This is a genomic window from Flavobacterium koreense, from assembly GCF_054776075.1.
The window spans coordinates 225,924-244,170 of the sequence record NZ_BAAHCF010000008.1 but is presented as its reverse complement, the minus strand read 5'-3'; the positions used below and the strand labels follow the sequence as shown (position 1 = coordinate 244,170).

General features: G+C 28.6%; 15 protein-coding genes and 1 tRNA gene. 14 read left to right on the top strand and 2 right to left on the bottom strand.

Annotation, left to right across the window (positions count from 1 at the left end):
• Positions 1-41: 41 nt before the first annotated feature.
• Positions 42-1,313, bottom strand: a complete 1,272-nt coding sequence (gene serS, locus ACYU7A_RS04640) for a serine--tRNA ligase (RefSeq protein ID WP_460574475.1) — start codon at positions 1,311-1,313, stop codon at positions 42-44.
• Positions 1,314-1,493: 180 nt separating this feature from the next.
• Between serS and ACYU7A_RS04635 the strand changes: the two genes are divergently transcribed.
• The 4 genes from ACYU7A_RS04635 to ACYU7A_RS04620 all read left to right on the top strand — a co-directional run bounded on the left by ACYU7A_RS04635 (position 1,494) and on the right by ACYU7A_RS04620 (position 6,479).
• Positions 1,494-3,413, top strand: a complete 1,920-nt coding sequence (locus tag ACYU7A_RS04635) for a M1 family aminopeptidase (RefSeq protein ID WP_460574473.1) — start codon at positions 1,494-1,496, stop codon at positions 3,411-3,413.
• 77 nt (positions 3,414-3,490) lie between these two features.
• Positions 3,491-4,837, top strand: a complete 1,347-nt coding sequence (gene rseP, locus ACYU7A_RS04630; RefSeq protein ID WP_460574471.1) for an RIP metalloprotease RseP — start codon at positions 3,491-3,493, stop codon at positions 4,835-4,837.
• A 141-nt stretch (positions 4,838-4,978) separates the two neighbouring features.
• Positions 4,979-5,052 (top strand) — tRNA-Asn (locus ACYU7A_RS04625).
• 218 nt (positions 5,053-5,270) lie between these two features.
• On the top strand, positions 5,271-6,479 hold the full coding sequence (locus tag ACYU7A_RS04620) for a phage integrase SAM-like domain-containing protein (protein WP_460574469.1): 1,209 nt from the start codon (positions 5,271-5,273) through the stop codon (positions 6,477-6,479).
• A gap of 53 nt (positions 6,480-6,532) precedes the next feature.
• Here the strand turns inward: ACYU7A_RS04620 and ACYU7A_RS04615 are convergent, their stop codons facing one another.
• On the bottom strand, positions 6,533-6,781 hold the full coding sequence (locus tag ACYU7A_RS04615) for a helix-turn-helix domain-containing protein (RefSeq protein ID WP_460574467.1): 249 nt from the start codon (positions 6,779-6,781) through the stop codon (positions 6,533-6,535).
• 97 nt (positions 6,782-6,878) lie between these two features.
• Between ACYU7A_RS04615 and ACYU7A_RS04610 the strand changes: the two genes are divergently transcribed.
• From ACYU7A_RS04610 to ACYU7A_RS04565, 10 genes are all read left to right on the top strand, one after another.
• On the top strand, positions 6,879-7,196 hold the full coding sequence (locus ACYU7A_RS04610) for a hypothetical protein (protein ID WP_460574465.1): 318 nt from the start codon (positions 6,879-6,881) through the stop codon (positions 7,194-7,196).
• A 3-nt stretch (positions 7,197-7,199) separates the two neighbouring features.
• Complete coding sequence (locus ACYU7A_RS04605) at positions 7,200-7,850, top strand: hypothetical protein (RefSeq protein WP_460574463.1); 651 nt, start codon at positions 7,200-7,202, stop codon at positions 7,848-7,850.
• A 311-nt stretch (positions 7,851-8,161) separates the two neighbouring features.
• Positions 8,162-8,509, top strand: coding sequence for a hypothetical protein (locus ACYU7A_RS04600; protein ID WP_460574461.1), 348 nt, complete (start codon positions 8,162-8,164; stop codon positions 8,507-8,509).
• 108 nt (positions 8,510-8,617) lie between these two features.
• On the top strand, positions 8,618-9,514 hold the full coding sequence (locus tag ACYU7A_RS04595) for an AAA family ATPase (RefSeq protein WP_460574459.1): 897 nt from the start codon (positions 8,618-8,620) through the stop codon (positions 9,512-9,514).
• Positions 9,492-10,472: a DUF3871 family protein gene (locus tag ACYU7A_RS04590; RefSeq protein WP_460574457.1), complete on the top strand. Its 981-nt coding sequence runs from the start codon at positions 9,492-9,494 to the stop codon at positions 10,470-10,472. The genes ACYU7A_RS04595 and ACYU7A_RS04590 overlap by 23 nt, the downstream gene beginning before the upstream one ends.
• 93 nt (positions 10,473-10,565) lie before the next feature.
• Entirely contained in the window at positions 10,566-10,790 is a 225-nt protein-coding gene (locus ACYU7A_RS04585) for a hypothetical protein (RefSeq protein WP_460574455.1), read from the top strand.
• Positions 10,791-11,333: 543 nt separating this feature from the next.
• Positions 11,334-12,455, top strand: coding sequence for a VapE domain-containing protein (locus ACYU7A_RS04580; RefSeq protein WP_460574454.1), 1,122 nt, complete (start codon positions 11,334-11,336; stop codon positions 12,453-12,455).
• Between the two features lie 118 nt (positions 12,456-12,573).
• Positions 12,574-13,227: an NUMOD1 domain-containing DNA-binding protein gene (locus ACYU7A_RS04575; protein WP_460574452.1), complete on the top strand. Its 654-nt coding sequence runs from the start codon at positions 12,574-12,576 to the stop codon at positions 13,225-13,227.
• A gap of 148 nt (positions 13,228-13,375) precedes the next feature.
• Positions 13,376-13,645 carry a hypothetical protein gene (locus ACYU7A_RS04570; protein WP_460574450.1) on the top strand — a complete coding sequence of 90 codons (270 nt, stop codon included), beginning with the start codon at positions 13,376-13,378 and terminating at the stop codon, positions 13,643-13,645.
• A 232-nt stretch (positions 13,646-13,877) separates the two neighbouring features.
• Positions 13,878-18,041, top strand: coding sequence for an AAA domain-containing protein (locus ACYU7A_RS04565; RefSeq protein WP_460574448.1), 4,164 nt, complete (start codon positions 13,878-13,880; stop codon positions 18,039-18,041).
• The last annotated feature ends 206 nt before the right edge of the window (positions 18,042-18,247 follow it).

Genomic DNA, 18,247 nt, shown 5'->3' with positions numbered 1-18,247 from the left:
TTTTGTGCCAATTTAGTACATTATTTATATAAGATTAACTTTTAGTTAATAATGTCAAATCCTGTGTATTTACGCAACACTTCTGGAACTACAATTCCTTCTGGTGTTTGGTAATTTTCTAAAATTCCAGCTAAAACTCTTGGTAACGCTAGCGAACTTCCGTTCAACGTATGTGCCAATTGATTTTTTCCGTCTTTATCTTTAAATCTTAATTTCAAACGATTCGCTTGAAAAGTTTCAAAATTAGAAACTGATGAAATTTCTAACCATCTGTCTTGAGCCGTTGAAAACACTTCAAAATCGTAAGTTAATGCAGAAGCAAAACTCATATCACCACCACAAAGGCGTAAAATTCTGTAAGGCAATTTCAATTCACGCATAATATCTTTTACGTGCTCTACCATTTCATCCAATGCTTCATAAGATTTCTCTGGATGTTCCACACGTACTATTTCTACTTTATCAAATTGATGCAAACGATTCAATCCACGAACGTGTGCGCCATACGAACCTGCTTCTCTACGGAAACATGGTGTATAACCTGTACATTTTACTGGCAATTCATTTTCAGATAAAATAACATCTCTAAAAATATTAGTTACTGGAACTTCTGCTGTAGGAATTAAATACAAATCATCAGTAGCATCATGATACATTTGACCATCTTTATCAGGCAATTGTCCCGTCCCATAAGCAGACGCTTCGTTTACAAGATGTGGTACTTGATATTCAAGATAACCTGCATCGGTATTTTTATCTAAGAAATAGGTAATTAAAGCACGTTGCAATTTTGCTCCTTTTCCTTTATAAACAGGAAATCCTGCGCCTGTAATTTTATTTCCTAATTCAAAATCGATGATGTCATATTTTTTTACCAATTCCCAATGTGGTAAAGCACCTTCATGCAATTTTGGAACATCACCTTCTTCAAAAACATTTAAGTTTTCTTCTGGAGTTTTTCCTTCAGGAACAATAGCTGCTGGAAGATTAGGTAATAAATATAGTTTCTGAGTAATTTCATTGGCTAAAGCATCCACTTTTTCAGATAACTCTTTTCCAAGTTCTCTCAATTGAACCGTCTTTTGCTTTAAAATTTCAGCTTTAGATTTCTCACCATTCTTCATCATTTCACCAATATCTTTAGATAATTTATTGGATTCGGCAAGAGTGTTTTCTAATTCAGCTTGAGAACTTCTTCTCAAATCATCTGTTTGAACAATTTCTTCCACAATGGTTTTGGCATCCATGTGTTTTTTGGCTAAAGCTTTAACAACTTTCTCTTGGTTTTCTCTAATAAATGCTATCTGTAACATGACTTAAATTTTATAAGATTGCAAATTTAAGGAATTGATTTCTATTAATAGAATATTACAATGAGTTTCTATTATTGTATGTAAAGTCATCTATTTTAAGAACTTAATTCTATTTTTAGTAAAACTTTACAAATTGTAAAACCAAAAAATTACTATATTCGCAAAAAATTGTTAATTCAAATGAGAAAAACCTACTTACTTCTAAGTCTTTTTTCAGTTTTCTTTTCCTTCGCCCAAAAAGAACAAGAGGAACTAAATGAAATTGTTAATGCTGAAATGAAATCGGCTTCTAATCTTATGGCAGTTGCTGTAAATCCGAACACTCTTAATTACGATGTAACTTACCATAAATTAGAGTTAACAATAGATCCTGCAGTATATTTTATCTCGGGAAAAGTCACAACAACCTATACGGCTCTTGCTAATATGAATACTGTTACTTTCGATTTAGCAACAGAAATGGTTGTAACTTCTGTGAAAATTGGAACTAACAATTTAACGTTTGTACAAAACGCTTCAGACGAATTAATAATCACTTTGCCAAGTACTCAAACAACTGGAACTCCTGCAACAATTGAAATCATTTATTCTGGTGCTCCTCCAAGTGGTGGATTTGGTTCATTTGCAGCAACAGCACATAACGGCACACCTGTACTTTGGACATTATCAGAACCATTTGGCGCTAGAGATTGGTGGCCGTGTAAACAAGATTTAAATGACAAAATTAATAGTATCGACGTATTTATAACTGCTCCTTCTCAATATGTCGCTGTTGCTAATGGTTTAGAACAATCTCAAGTTGTAAATGGCGCAAACAAAACAACTCATTTTCATCACAATTACCCAATTCCTGCTTACTTAATATGTATTGCAGCTACTGATTATACTGTTTACACACAAACTGCAGGAACAGCTCCAAACACTTTTCCTATAGTAAACTATATTTACCCTGAAACCTTTACTCCAACAGTTCAAACACAATTAAATCAAACTCCGCTGATAATGAATTTTTTCAGCTCTACTTTTGAAATATATCCTTTTCATTTAGAAAAATACGGACATGCACAATTCGGCTGGGGTGGCGGAATGGAACATACAACAGTTTCTTTCATGAACAACTTTAGTAGAGGATTAATTGCTCATGAACTAGCACACCAATGGTTTGGTGATAAAGTAACCTGCGGAACTTGGAAAGACATATGGTTGAATGAGGGTTTTGCAACTTATCTTGCATCCTTAGTAATTGAAAATTTCGATGGAAACGCAGCATTCATTACCGACAAAACAAACATGATAAACAGCATTACTTCACAACTTGGTGGTGCAGTTTATCTAACAGATACTGAGGCTCTAAATGTAGGACGTATCTTCAGTTCAAGATTATCATACAACAAAGGCGCGATGGTTTTAAACATGTTACGACTAAAAATGGGTGATACAATGTTCTTTCAAGCATTAAGAAATTATCTAGCTGACACTAATTTAGCATTTAAATATGCCGTAACTAGCGATTTAAAATCTCATTTAGAAGCCGTTTATGGAAGTAGTTTAACTGAATTTTTTAATGATTGGGTTTTTAATCAAGGATATCCAACTTATAATATTACTGCACAAAATTGGGGTGCTGGGCAAGCTAAGATTACTGTAAGCCAAACACAATCTCATAGTAGTGTTTCGTTCTTTGAAATGCCAATTCCAGTAAGATTAACTGGCACTGGAGGGCAAACATTTGAAACAATTTTAGAAAATACAACCAATAATCAAGAGTTTATCATATCGGTTCCTTTCCCCATTACCAATGTAGTTTTTGACCCAGAGAAAGATATAATCTCTAAAAACAACACGGTAACATTAGGTAATGAAAATTTCAATTTAGAAAAAGCTATTGCTCTTTACCCAAATCCTGTGTCAAATGAATTACACATACAAATACCAAGTAATATTTCTATAGAAAAAGTAACCATTTTCAATAATTTAGGACAAAAAGTTATCGAAAATAATACTGCTAATTTTTCTGTAAGCCAATTATCATCTGGTGTACATTTCGTTCAAATTCAAACATCTGAAGGGACATTTCATAAAAAAATTATAAAAAATTAGACATAAACAACATATTTAGTAAAAAGTAAGGTGAAAACCTTACTTTTGCTTTTTTTATAACAATACAGAATTTAAAAATGGAATTTGTAATTAAACTTTCTCAGTTTTTACTGAGCTTATCAATACTTATCGTTCTTCACGAATTAGGACACTTTATACCTGCCAAACTATTCAAAACAAGAGTTGAAAAATTCTATCTTTTCTTTGATGTAAAGTATTCATTACTTAAAAAGAAAATTGGTGAAACAGAATACGGAATTGGTTGGCTACCTTTAGGTGGTTATGTAAAAATTGCTGGAATGATTGATGAAAGCATGGATACAGAACAAATGCAAGGTGAACCTCAACCATGGGAATTTCGTTCAAAACCAGCATGGCAACGTTTAATAATAATGCTTGGTGGTGTAACCGTAAACTTCATCCTAGCTTTCATAATATACATAGGGATGACTTTCTTCTATGGCGATCAATACATAGCAACATCTGATTTAAAAAATGGTGTTTGGGTAAACAATCCAGTATTAGAAAAAGCAGGAATAAAAACAGGTGACAAGATTATATCAATCGACGGAAATTCTGTTGATAAATTCCACGAAATTAATCAAAAAATACTTTTAGCTAAAGACGTTGTAATCGAACGCGAAGGAAAACAAGAAACAATAAAATTGCCAATAAATTTTATTGACCAGTTAATGAAATCTGAAAGAGGTTCGTTAGTAGAACTTCGTGTACCATTTGTAGTATCTGGTTACCCAGAAAAATCGCCAAACAAAGAAGCAGTTAATCCAAAAGATATTATTAAAAGTATTAATGGAACTTCTATTCAATATGCAGATCAAGTTAAATCTATTTTAAATAATTTGAAAGGTAAAAGCGTTGAAGCAATTGTACTTCGTGATGATAAGGAAATTAAAACAACCTTAAAAGTAAATGAAAGTGCTAAATTAGACTTGATTTCTGCGTCTCGTTTACCATATAGTAACCTTGAAAAATTGGGATTATACAAAGTAAACAAACAAGAATATGGTTTCTTCGAATCATTTCCTGTTGGAATACAAAAAGGAGCTGAGCAATTATCTAGCTACGGAAAACAACTGAAAGCAATATTCACTCCTAGTACTGGAGCATACAAAGGAGTTGGAGGTTTTGGAGCAATCTTCAATATTTTCCCATCATCATGGAGTTGGGAAGCTTTTTGGAGCATTACTGCTTTATTATCAATAATGCTTGGTGTAATGAATTTATTACCTATTCCGGCGTTAGATGGAGGTCATGTTATGTTCTTATTATACGAAATGATATCAGGGAAAAAACCAAGTGATAAATTTATGGAAAAAGCACAACTTGTTGGTTTTATATTGCTTATCAGCTTGTTAGTGTTTGCAAATGGTAACGACATTTACAAAGCAATCGTAGGAAAATAAAAAAAATAAAAAAATTATTCTTTTTTGTTTGCAAAAAATAAAAAACGCTTTATATTTGCAACCGCTTAGCAGATAAAAAATATCTTTTTATTCTTGATTAGCCACAAAAAAAGTTCTTAAAAAAATTAAAAATATACAGTTTCCTTCTTAGCTCAGTTGGTTAGAGCATCTGACTGTTAATCAGAGGGTCCTTGGTTCGAGCCCAAGAGAGGGAGCTTTTTAAAAATCCAGTTTATTTATTTAGACTGGATTTTTTGTTTTTATCAATATTCTTTGATGTTTACAAACTTTCTCTAAAAGAAGTACTATTTGAAATTATACCAAGATTTAAATAAAAAAGGTTCCCATTGAGGTTCCCATTAAAAATCTCGAGGTTCCCATTTTTTTAAAATCGAATTGTATGCCAATTGTCTAATTAAAATCAATTGGAATCATGCACCAAGAAAAAATCTCCATTTTGTTTGTAATCAATCAAGCAAAAACAAATCAAAAAGGAATTTGTCCTATTTATTGTAGGATAACTATCAACAAAGAGAGAAAACAATTCTCTACAGGAAATTCCATTAATCCTAAAGATTGGAATTCTAAAAAGCAATTAGCTGAATCAAAACAAATAGATTACACAGTTCTAAATGGTCAATTATCCCTCATTAAACAAAAAATCAATAACATCTACTTCAAGCTTCAAATTGAAAACGAAACTATTAAAGTTGAAAACATTATTGATTCCTATTTTCAAAAACCATCTAAAAAAGAAGATTCTGTAATTAGCTATTTAAATAAAGATTTAGAAAAATTAAAAAAACTAATAGGTAAAGATTTAAAACAATCCACCTGGAATAAATTTAACTACGCTTACAATGATGTTGCTTCATTTATAAAGTTTTCTTTTAAACAAAAAGACATTCCTTTAAATGAGTTAAATTTGAATTTCTTAGAGGAGTTTGAATACTATTTAAAGACAGAAAAGAACAACAAACAAGTTACTTTAAATAAAACTATTCAAAGATTTAGAAAACCAATTAAAAATGCAATTTCAGAAGGTTACCTTGATAAAGATCCTTTTCTAATGTATAAAGCTAGCCGAGTAAAAAAAGAGATTGTTTTTCTAACAACTGATGAACTAAACAAATTAGAAAACTATTCATTTGAACAAACTAGATTAAATCAAGTTAGAGATTTATTTGTCTTTTGTTGCTATACTGGTTTAGCCTATTATGAAATGACTAATTTAAAATCAGACAACATTTCTATTGGATTTGATAATATGGAATGGATTCAAATGAAACGTGAAAAAACATCAAAACAAATAGCTATTCCAATTTTACCAAAAGCAAAATCAATTTTAAATAAATATGAAAACTCTCTCCCAAAATTAAGTAATCAAAAAGTAAACTCCTACTTAAAAGAAATAGCTGCAATTGTTGGAATTAACAAAAACATTACCCATCATATTGCTAGGAAAACTTTTGCTTCCACAGTCCTTCTATATAATAATGTACCAATGGAGATAGTATCAGAACTATTAGGACACTCTAATATGACTATTACTCAAGAAAGTTATGGGCAAATTGTAAGGGAAAAAGTTAGTGATGCAATGATCAATTTATCAAAAAAAATGAATAATTACGGGAAACCGTAAGGAATTAAAATTAAAGCTCTCTAAACTTGCTACATTAAAAAATTGTAGTAAGTTTAATTGTCTTTTTGAGTAACTTTAATATTATCGAATACATCCTTAATATCTATTTCTAGGGCATTGCAAAACCTTAAAAGTAAATTTAAAGTCATTCTTTGTTTGTTTCTAAAAACTCTTCTAACAGTTGTTTCAGAACAATCTGAAGCATTTGCAAACCTAGAATTGTTTCCATTGAATTTTTCAAGGAACAATTTGTAAATTTTATTTACTACATTTTTTTCTATTTGTTCAAAATGCTCAAGCATTCTACAAAGAAAAATGAGATAAGATTTTTATTCTCGACATATAAGTCGAATTTTAATATATTTGTTTAACCTAAAATTTAAAAAAAGTTTTAATACTATGGAAAAAAAAATTGAATTTACAATCAATCGTATGATTTTAAAAAATCTATTAATTAGTTTAATATTAGCAATAATAACAGTGTATGTTTTAGAGTTAATAGTAATGGAAAAACCAAAATATGGATATATCTACGGTACTAATACATATTATGTTAATACAGCTTTTAACGAAAGTATATTTGGAAATTCTTCTAAATTACAATGTGCCTTTTTAGCACTATTTCAAGATGACGATATGTTTGTTGTGTTTATTATTTTTATAATTTATTGGGTTATATCAATAATCAATCACTTTGTTAAATTCAAAATTAAATAAATTATGAAAATATTTGATTTAATATTGTTATCTGGATCGGAACAAGCAAAAATGCTAGTTATGGTATTATTCTCAATTGCTTTGTTTGTTTTAGTGCCATTATTATTTGGTAAAAAGCCTAATGAAGAAACTTCGTCTAAATTAGAAGAAGACAAGAAAGATAAAAAAGACAAAAAAATAAAAAATAATACCAGTGTAAAAATAAGAACAGATGGATATTATATCTCTAAATATGTAGCACCAGCTGAATTTAATGAAATTATATCAATTCATTTCTTTATTATTTTCACAAAAAATGGCTTTGTTGGATTATTAGAAATTGAAGATTATGATGAATGGAAAATGAACAATACTGACGAAGATATAAAAGAACTAATTTTAGAGTCCAGTGAAATTACTGAAATTAAAAACCCACAAATTTTAGCAAGGTATAAACTAAAAGATAGACAGATTACAATGAAATTTTATGATCCAAATGACTATTCAAATAGTGATCTTGAAAATATACTTAATTATGTAAAATGGTACGGAAGCATAATTAACAACGGACTAGTATTATCTTTCGACAAGGCTTATTACAATGATGCACTTCAAGATTATGTTATTGAAAATCAATTAAAAAATTTAAAATTTCAATTTAAACAGTTAAATTAAAAACTATAAAAACAAAACTTTTTTCTCATTTCTTATTTTTATCTATTCTAGTATTTTAGAAAACCCTTTTATTAATTATGGTATTCCTGTTGTATTTATTATAGTTTTAATATTTAAAGATAGTTTCAAAAAAAAATAATTTTTTCTAATTTTTTTGAAAGTAAACGTAAACTAAACTAAACATAACCCCGGACCTTAATACAAGTTTGGGTGATCCCGCCCTAGTTGAAATAAGAAGTTGTGATTTCACTCCACTTCTTTCAATTCTTGCGGGATTTTCCGTTATGTCTAATCTATAAAATTAAAAAACTATGGTTACAATCGTAGGTTACAAATCATTCGAAAAAGAGAATGGTGAGAATTTTTACTGCCTTGTGGTTCAAGGTGGTTTAGAAGCTGTAAAAAGTCAGCAAACAGGTAGAACTTATATTACTGCAAAAACTGTAAATGTACCAACAACCTTTAACGAACAAACTTGTTCAGGGTTAATTGGAGAAAAAATCAGTGGTGTTGTTAAGAAAGTTAAAACAGACCCTTATGATTACACTGTAACAGAAACAGGTGAAATCATTCAACTAAATCACAGATATGAATTTGTGAGTGAAGAGGACAGTATTATTGAATCAAATGTTATTGAACAAGAAATTCCAATTCACTAATTGTACACAAAGAAACATATGTAAGGAGCTTCAGAAATGAGGCTCCTTTTTTTATTAAAAAATAACATATGTCTTCTATTTTTTTAATTAATACTAAATAACAAAACTATGAAGTTACAAATTGCTACAAGGCATCAAGTAAAATTAAGACTAGGTCTATCGGGCGCATCAGGATTTGGCAAGACATACTCTGCCCTACTCTTAGCCTATGGAATAACAGATGATTGGTCAAATATTGCAATCATAGACACTGAAAACGGAAGTGCTTCTTTATACTCTCACTTAGGAGGATATAATGTTTTGACACTCACAGAACCTTATACTCCTGAAAGGTATATTCAAGCAATAGAAACTTGTGAATTATCAAATATTGAAGTAATTATCATTGATAGTATTACCCACGAGTGGAACGGAAAAGGAGGCTGTCTAGAAATACACGAATCATTAGGAGGTAGATTTTCTGATTGGGCGAAGGTTTCGCCTAGACATCAGACTTTCATTGATAAGATTTTAAATTCAAGTTGCCATATAATAACAACGGTAAGGCGAAAAATTGATTATTCTTTAGATGTTAATAGCAATGGAAAAACACAAGTGATTAAACACGGAACAAAAGAAGTCACTAGAGAAGGTTTTGAATATGAATTAACGGTCAATTTTGAACTAATCAATGATAAACATCTAGTTAAAACAAGTAAAGACAGAACAGGATTATTTTCTGAATCTCCTGAATTTATAATTTCATCTCAAACAGGCAAAAAACTGATTAAATGGTGCAATTCAGGAATATCAATTGAAGATGTAAAACTTGAAATTAAACAAGCTGAATCTTTAGAGGATTTGAAAATCATTTATGAGAAATACCCAAGTCTAAAGAAGTCAACACATCCATTAATAATGGAACGTAAAAACGAACTTGAAAACATCAATTCTCAAGTTTTATCAAAAGAAGAAGTCATCCAACCAATAAAAACAGAAGAAAATGGAATTAGTAATAAACAGTAGTATTAATAACCAAGTTATTGAAGAAAGTGAAGTAATTAATAAAACTTCAAGCTTTATTGAAGCCAATACACAAAAGGTTACGCTTGACCACCTAAAAAATGATTGTATTATTCCTGTATTTTCTAAAGATAATGAATCTACAATTTCACACTATCAGTTCATAAACAAAGCGTATGAAGTAGTCCAGGAATTATTTCCAGATTTCACTCCTAAAGAGCCTGATATTAGAGTATCTCATATTGTAAAAGGCAGGATTCCTTCAGCTATAGGGAAACCAGCTAAAGATTTATTAGAAGAGGAAAAAACGCTTTATTACGAACGTTGTGCTTTCTTAATTGAATTACATCAAGCCAAAGAAGTTATTAATGGAAATACACTTTCATTGTCAATTGGGGGCGTAAGATCTTATAATCAGGAAAATCTTTATAGTAAAAAATCGGTTGAAAAATTCAAAATCTTTATTGGTTATCAGAATAAGGTTTGTACCAATCTCTGTGTATCATCCGATGGATTTAGTAATGAAGTTAGGATATCATCTGTTAATGAATTGAACACTGATATGTATAATCTATTTAGTAATTATGATAGAATTAAACATTTAAGTATGATGGAAAAAATGAATCAATTCCATCTAAATGAAAATCAGTTTGCACACTTAATTGGTAAAATTAGAATGTATCAACATCTCGAAAAGGATGACCAAAAAAGTAAAGGTAAATTCCTTCTAAACGATGGACAAATGAACTCTGTCGTAAAAGATTATTACAACTGTCCAAACTTTTCAAGAGATGAAAACAAAAACATTTCTCTTTGGAACTTATACAACATATTAACTGAAGCTAATAAGAGCAGCTATATTGATTCCAATTTAGAGAGAAATGTAAATGCATACGAGTTTATAAATATGACCGCAAATTCGTTGCAAAATAACCAACCAAATTGGTTCTTACAATTATAATACTATAGCTTTTTTATAAAGAAACATCTAAAAAATACCGATGCAAAAAAGCAACTATATATTGTAAAAATGAACAAAAATCAATTAGCAGAAATGCTCAAATATAGCTCTCCAAACATAATTTACGTTGTAACATGGAACAATATATTAAAACAGGTGTTTTGTCCTTTTAAAGTTCGAGTAAAGAATGACATTGGAGAGCTATTTAGAAATCAAATTGCTTGGGTTGAAGAGGTTAAAGTAACCCCAGAACTCAAGACAGTTTACATAATAAATGGTAGCGCTTATTATTACTACCATTTTAATATTATTATATAGCTGTTTTGCTATATCGGAGTTATGTTGTATTTTGAATAACCAAGCTTTTGAGCCGTTCTCTCCGTTATCAAAAAAACACTGAAAAAGTTGTTAGCTAAATCAATTTACATCCACAATATACTTTTTATTGTGGATAGTAGATTGAAATAATCTCTAAAATGGGAACAAATTTGAAATAAAAAAATGATGAAAAAGCTATTAGGAGCCTCACTTTTTAGGTAAATAATTGGGTTTAAACTTGATTTCGCTTTTGAAATAATGTATTTTTGTGTAAATGACTTCATAAGATGGTTCTCATCTTTTACTTTCTAAAATCTTAGAAAGGAAATTTCCAAAACATTTAAAGCATAAACAATAACTTAAATCCAACGCCTATGATTTAAAGAATTTAAACAAATATTTCCAATTCGACATTAACTGATGTTGAATCTCAATGCTTATTAAATAAGTTTAATGGGTAAAGTATGGTAAAACTCTCGCCTAATGGAAGACGGATTATGATATAATGAGGAGAGAATTTTTAATATTAATAAATTTTAAATTATGTTTCAAAAACATATAGAGAAGAAATATGACTTCTTAAGAAATGAAGTAACAAATAAAATCTTATTCAAAGAAAAAAATGAAAATGAGTATAGACTTTTTGACGAGATTAGCTTCAATACAACAATTATACAATTAGAAAAAAAAGGATATAAATTGAATCCTAATAAGTTAAGTACTTATTTATACTCAAAATATGTCGAATCATTTGATCCTTTTAAAAAATACTTTGAATCATTACCAAAATGGGATGGTAAAATAGATTACATAAATCTTTTGGCAAAAACAATTAAAACTACCAATGATGAATACTTTCAATGGATATTAAAAAAATGGATAGTAGGTTTAGTTGGCTGTTCGTTCAATGAAGACATAACTAATCAAAATGTAATAATTTTTTCAGGTGAACAAGGTGTTGGTAAAACTACATGGGTAAGAAAATTAATGCCTGAAAATTTTAAACCTTATTTATTTGAAGGAACAATAATCCCAAGCGATAAGGATACAAAATTTTACTTAGCGGATAAGCTGTTAATTAATATGGACGAGTTGGTAAGTTTTGGAAAATCTCAAAATGAATTTTATAAAGGATTAATAACACTTGATTATATTGAGCAAAGAAGACCTTATTCTAGGGAAGCAATGCGATTAATGAGAAGAGCTTCATTTATTGCGGGCACAAATAACACAGAAATTTTAACTGATTTAACGGGTAACAGACGTTATTTATGTGTGGAGACTATTGAAATTGATAAAAAACACTCAATTGAAATGGACAAAGTATATAGCCAGGCTTATTATTTACTTATGAATAACTTTAAATTTTACTTTGATGCAGATGATATTAAAAAAGTAAATGAAGAGAATAAAAAATATTTAAAAACGCCTGAAGAATATGATATAATTGAAGAACTTTTTGAATTACCTCAAGAAGATTCAAATTATATTTTGATGAATGCTTCTGAAGTTTTAGATTATATAAAAGAGAATAGGAAACCCCATAAAAACATTAGTGTTGAACAGATTGGTAAGACACTTATTTCATTAGGTTTTAAAAAAGGAACGAGACAAAAAAAATATAAAATAACACTAAAGTACAAACCTCTAAATATTGCATGTTAAACAACAGGTGTATATGGTAGATAGGTTTTTTTCTGAAAAATAAAATAAATTCAAAAGTTTAAAAGTTTTTACAATTTAACCTATACACCCTATACACCTATCAAAAATTATAAATGAAATGAAAAATGTAAACGGAATATTATATAAAGTGACGAATAAAACAACCAATGAAAATTATATTGGTGCAACAACTAAAAGCATAGAGGAAAGAAAAATTGACCATTTTCAAAAATCAGAAACTAACAATTGTTATAAATTTCAAAACGCAATTAGTACATATGGTCAAGACGCCTTTATTTGGGAACAAATAGATACAGCTTCATCAATTGATGAATTAGCCAAAAAGGAAATAAAATACATTGAAAAATTTGAAACAAATACAAAAGGTTATAACTCGGATAAAGGTGGTGGATTCAAAAAAACCATTTATAAATATAATTTAGATGGTTCTTTAAATTCTACTTATGATAATCTAACTGATGCAGGAAATTCTTTAAGTGCAAAAAAACAAGATATAAGTCGAGCTTGTTGGAGTGTGAATCACACTTTAGGTGGGTTTTTATGGAGTTATGACTATTTCGATATCTTTAAGCCTAATACAGACAATAGAAAAAAAGAAGTACTTCAATATAATTTAAATGGTAATCTACTAGCAAAGTATATTTCAGCTTCCGAAGTATCAAGAAAAACAGGAATATCTAAAACTTGTATAACTAGATGTTGTAGAAAAGAAAGACAAAATTCAGGAGGTTTCCTTTGGGAATACTCTTAAAATTGAGACAGCCTTAACGGGCTGTTTTTTTATTGAGATAATGTAAAATACATAGTTTTCTAAACTAATTGAAAAACAGGTATTTATACGTAGTGTCATTAATACAATTTGTTGTTCCTTTGTTACTAAACCAATCAAAAATAATAACATGGGAACAACAATTGGAACCGTACTGATATCATATGATGTAAGTGCAAAAAATCCAGAGGTAAAAGCTGCATTAATAGCTTTACAATATTTTGATAATTTTACTTTTGGAACGGGCACTAAGGTATATTACTTACCAAATACTACGTTATGGCATAAAACTAAAACATCAGACCAAGCTATGGAAGATATGAAAAAAGTTTGTAATGATTTAAAAGTTACACTTGAAAAAGCAGTTGCTGTCAAGGCAAGTGAATTTGTCGGACTGTAAAATAAAACGCCCAAATTAAAAGGGCGTTTTTATCATTTGTCACTTAATTTATAACTTTGAATCATTACCAGTAATCGCGATACTTTAACCAACGTATTTTACAGTAACTTCATATTTAAAAAAATATTTTTCGCTTTTAAAAAGTTATTAAGTATTTCCTTTTGGAAATATTTTTTTGTAAGGTTGATATATACTAAATTTGATTAGTAAAAAAATTCTCAAAGACATTACTATGGCTAATCTAATATTTTTAAACGCTTTAAGAGATAAACTTAAAGGAGGAAACACTAAATCCATCCATTTAAATGCTTTACCTGGAAGATATGCAACTAGATTAGACATTGCAAACCTAAATTACATAAAACCAAAATTAGCTGAATCATTTCTAGAGCTCTTGTTCAGTAAATCTTGCTTTGAATTTAAAATCTCATTTGATGAAATAGACATAAGTTCATTATCAATCGACGAACATAAAAGATTAGGATTATTGTCAAAAAGATTGAACTCACTTAATATAGAAAATGAAGATAATTATAAAGAACACGGAATAAAAACTTTTAGTTTTGGTTTTCCATTATTGATAATGCCCTCTAAAAGTGATCCAAAAAAAATAATAAAAGCACCATTATTCATTTGGCCATTAGAACTAATAAAGTCAACTAATAAAATAAATACTTGGTCAATTTTAAGAAATAAAACTAAAAATGAGACAGGAAAAATAGTTGATGAAGAGATTCATTCAGTTGGTTTAAATGAAGTTTTACTTTCCTTTTTAAAGAATGATAAAGACGTAATCATTCCCCAGATTAATGAGGACTTACTAGAAGATGCTATTATTGATAAAAAAGAACTGATTGATGAATGCTTAAAAGTCTTGAGTATATTAAATCCACACTCATCAAATAGCTTTGATAATTTAACAAAGAAACTAAATGAAAATATAGAAAACATACCAGAAGCAAAAACCTTAGAGTCATATGCAAATAATTTAGGTAGTATTTATTTTGGTGGGGTTTTTGGATTATTTAGAGCACAGAAAGAAAGCATAATAACTGATATCGATAAATTAATTGAAAATTTTAATTCTTTTGAATTTGAAGATTTGAAAATAGAAGGGTTCTCAGGAACTCCTCATAGTGCTGTAGAAACCGACCCAAGTCAACAGGAGTTACTTAATACGATAGGACTTGATACAAAAAAAATAATTCAAGGACCTCCGGGAACAGGAAAAAGTCAATCTTTAACAGCATTAATCACAAATGCACTTGCCAATAATTTAAAATGCTTGGTTGTATGTGAAAAAAAAACTGCTTTAGACGTAATTAAAAACAACTTACATGGTGAAAATGCTCAACTAGGAGAATTAGCAGCAATAATAGAAGACTTAAACAAAGACAGGGATGGTATAGTCAATTCGGTTAGAGAAAGAATAAAAATACTACAACAAGGTTTGAGCTATTTTAACTCAACTAATTACATTTCCATTAATCAAGAAATAACTCAAAATATTAATGAGATTAACTCAAGTCATAAATATCTAGATGAAAAGATTTACAAAGGAAAGAATTGGACAGAGTTAGTTGGTGAATTTTTGAATAGAGAAAAAATAGCAGATCCGACATTATTAAAAAATAAATTAGACCATAATCAATTTAAGTTTGATAAAGATGAAAATGAGCTAATAAATATTATCTCTAATTTAAAAAAAGGGAAACAACTTTTTAGTGAAATTAAAAATAAACAGCATCCTTTGAATATTTTGGATGATAGCATTTTTCTTGAAGAGAATCCAAGAGCTGTAGTCTTAAAATTGGAAAACAATGTTTTGACTGCGAATAAAAAATTTGTAGCACTTTTAGAAGAAACTAATTCAGATATAGATGAATATTGTAAATGGTTAGATAGCCACTTCAATGAATATTCGATATCTATAAAAAATGGAATTGATGATTACATTTCATTCATTGAAACCAATAAAATAGAATATGGTGAGATATTTCTAAGTGATAATAGTTTTACAAATATCAAAGTTAATCTTCTTAGTGTTTTTTCAAAAAGATATAAAACACTTAAAACAAATAAATTACTTATTCTGAACAAAATAAGTGATGTAAAGGAAAGACACTTAAAACACAATTATTTTAGTCATGATTATATTGAAATTAATAAGTCCAATTCCTTAGTTGATTATGTTGAAAATATAAACAAACTAAAGGATTCTTTTTTAATTTGGTCTGAAAATATTGAGGAATTTAAAAATAATTACAAGTTGAATATTAATTTTGAAAGTATTCATTTTAATTATGACAAAAGTGACAATATTAATAAAACAGAAAAAAAATACAAACAGATATTAGAATATTTCGAAAGCAATAAAATCTTAAAAAATTCAATCTCACTAAAACCAAAACATAATGAGAAAAGAATACAAATTGAAGGACTCCTCAATGATTTAAAAATAGTGACTGATAATCTAAATTCATTCAGAGAATATTATGATTGGAGAAAATTCTATATACAACTAACAAATCTACACAAAAAGATAATTAATTCATTAATTGATTTAAATGAAACTGAGTGGGAACCGACATTTGAAAGTTGGTACTATTACTGGTTACTAGCATTGAATGAAAAGGAACAATTACCAAAAAATGATTATAAAATTTTAGAATTATACGAGGCTAAATCCCAATTAAAAGGGAATCAAATAGAAAGTATAATTAACAATTGGTCTAAAAAACAATCAAATTCTATTAGAAAAGCTCAAAGCATAGGTTTAAATCCGATAAGCTTATTTAATAAAAAAGGAGCTCCCGGACAAAGAAGAAATTCTTTAAGAAAAATTGTAAACACTGATTTTGATTTATTTACAGATTTTTATCCTGTTGTGATGATAAGTCCATCAGTATGTAGCTCTATTTTACCATTAGTTGAAGGTCTATTTGATGTTGTAATTTTTGATGAGGCTAGTCAGCTAAGAATTGAAGATACATACCCTGCTCTAATAAGGGGTAAAATAAAAATAGTTTCAGGAGACAGTCAACAAATGCCTCCAACAAATTTTTTTCAAGGAGGAAATGCATTGTTGAGCCCAAATGAATATGATTATGATGAAGAACAAAGTTCTCAAGAAATTCAAGATTCAATTCAAAAAGTTAACAATTCTTTGGAATTGGCAGATAGTGAATCTTTATTAGTTTATGCAGAGAACAACAACTACAAACAATCATATTTAAAGGTTCATTATCGCTCTCAACATCCTAGTTTGATTGAATTTTCCAATCATGCTTTTTATGGGAAACGATTAATTCCAATGCCAGCAAAAATTGAATATAAGCCTATTCAATATATTGAAGTTAATGGAGTTTATGAAGATTCCGTTAATAGAGATGAGGCAAAGCAAGTGATTAACATATTATTGAATCATATAAAACCACTAAAAAATGGAAAATACCCTTCAGTTGGTGTTGCAACATTTAATTTATATCAAAGAAATTTAATCTTAGAAGAAATCTCCAAAGCCAGACAATTAAAACCTGAATATGATAAAAAAATTGCAGATTTAGGATCAGATTTATTTGTTAAAAATTTGGAAAATATTCAAGGTGATGAAAGAGATATTATAATTATTTCTACAACATTTGGAAAAAAAACAGATGGTACATTTAGGCAATTATTTGGGCCTATACTGCAAAAAAATGGATTCAAACTTCTTAATGTAATAATAACACGTGCAAAGTATAAGGTTTATTTATGTACTTCAATTCCTCCAGAACACATCAATCAATATTCATCTTTACTTCAAGAATTTAAAAATAATGGTAGAGCAATTTTTTACTCATATTTAGCCTATGCAAAAGCCATTAGTGAAGGTAATATTGAAACAAAAGAATTAATATTGAAACAACTTTATGAAAATTGTGATACGAAATCATTTGATATTGAATACGGTACTTTAGGCTCAGAATCTCCTTTCGAAGATGAAGTGTATTATAGATTAGCCAATCGGATTGGTCAAGATAGAATCCAACAACAATATAAAATTGGTGGATTTAGGATTGATTTAGTGGTTAAATCTAAACTTACTGGAAAACCATTTATTGCGGTAGAATGTGATGGCGCTAAATACCATAGTAGTAATGAAGCATACGCATGGGATATGTTTAGACAAGATCGTCTAGAATTACAAGGTTTTAAATTTCATAGAATTTGGTCAACAAACTGGTTTAATTATCCAGAGAAAGAACTCACTAAACTTGTAGATTTCATTCATAAAAATGATTTAGAAGAAAGAAATGAAATTACATCTTCAATAAATGATAATATTTTTGAAGAAGAAAAAATTGACTTAAATTTTTCTATACCAGAAAATTTAAAAACGACATTATTTGATTAAAATAATTTTAAATTAAATCTATATAAAAAACATCATTTTAAGTAATAAAGGATATTCTATGTGAGATAATTTATAATTAATTAACTATTATACATTTTTCAATTATAAACAGGCAATTTATATTGTCTTCATGATGAATTTTTAATGCTTTTTATATTTATGTTCAATAAGTTCATTAAATTGTAGAAAAACAAACATTAAAAAAA

Coding starts and splice junctions, on each gene's coding strand:
- serS (WP_460574475.1), bottom strand. CDS start 1,313: ATGTTACAGATAGCATTTATTAGAGAAAACCAAGAGAAAGTTGTTAAA.
- ACYU7A_RS04615 (WP_460574467.1), bottom strand. CDS start 6,781: ATGCTTGAGCATTTTGAACAAATAGAAAAAAATGTAGTAAATAAAATT.
- ACYU7A_RS04575 (WP_460574452.1), top strand. CDS start 12,574: ATGAAAAATGTAAACGGAATATTATATAAAGTGACGAATAAAACAACC.
- ACYU7A_RS04580 (WP_460574454.1), top strand. CDS start 11,334: ATGTTTCAAAAACATATAGAGAAGAAATATGACTTCTTAAGAAATGAA.
- ACYU7A_RS04590 (WP_460574457.1), top strand. CDS start 9,492: ATGGAATTAGTAATAAACAGTAGTATTAATAACCAAGTTATTGAAGAA.
- ACYU7A_RS04570 (WP_460574450.1), top strand. CDS start 13,376: ATGGGAACAACAATTGGAACCGTACTGATATCATATGATGTAAGTGCA.
- ACYU7A_RS04620 (WP_460574469.1), top strand. CDS start 5,271: ATGCACCAAGAAAAAATCTCCATTTTGTTTGTAATCAATCAAGCAAAA.
- ACYU7A_RS04585 (WP_460574455.1), top strand. CDS start 10,566: ATGCTCAAATATAGCTCTCCAAACATAATTTACGTTGTAACATGGAAC.
- rseP (WP_460574471.1), top strand. CDS start 3,491: ATGGAATTTGTAATTAAACTTTCTCAGTTTTTACTGAGCTTATCAATA.
- ACYU7A_RS04600 (WP_460574461.1), top strand. CDS start 8,162: ATGGTTACAATCGTAGGTTACAAATCATTCGAAAAAGAGAATGGTGAG.
- ACYU7A_RS04610 (WP_460574465.1), top strand. CDS start 6,879: ATGGAAAAAAAAATTGAATTTACAATCAATCGTATGATTTTAAAAAAT.
- ACYU7A_RS04565 (WP_460574448.1), top strand. CDS start 13,878: ATGGCTAATCTAATATTTTTAAACGCTTTAAGAGATAAACTTAAAGGA.
- ACYU7A_RS04635 (WP_460574473.1), top strand. CDS start 1,494: ATGAGAAAAACCTACTTACTTCTAAGTCTTTTTTCAGTTTTCTTTTCC.
- ACYU7A_RS04605 (WP_460574463.1), top strand. CDS start 7,200: ATGAAAATATTTGATTTAATATTGTTATCTGGATCGGAACAAGCAAAA.
- ACYU7A_RS04595 (WP_460574459.1), top strand. CDS start 8,618: ATGAAGTTACAAATTGCTACAAGGCATCAAGTAAAATTAAGACTAGGT.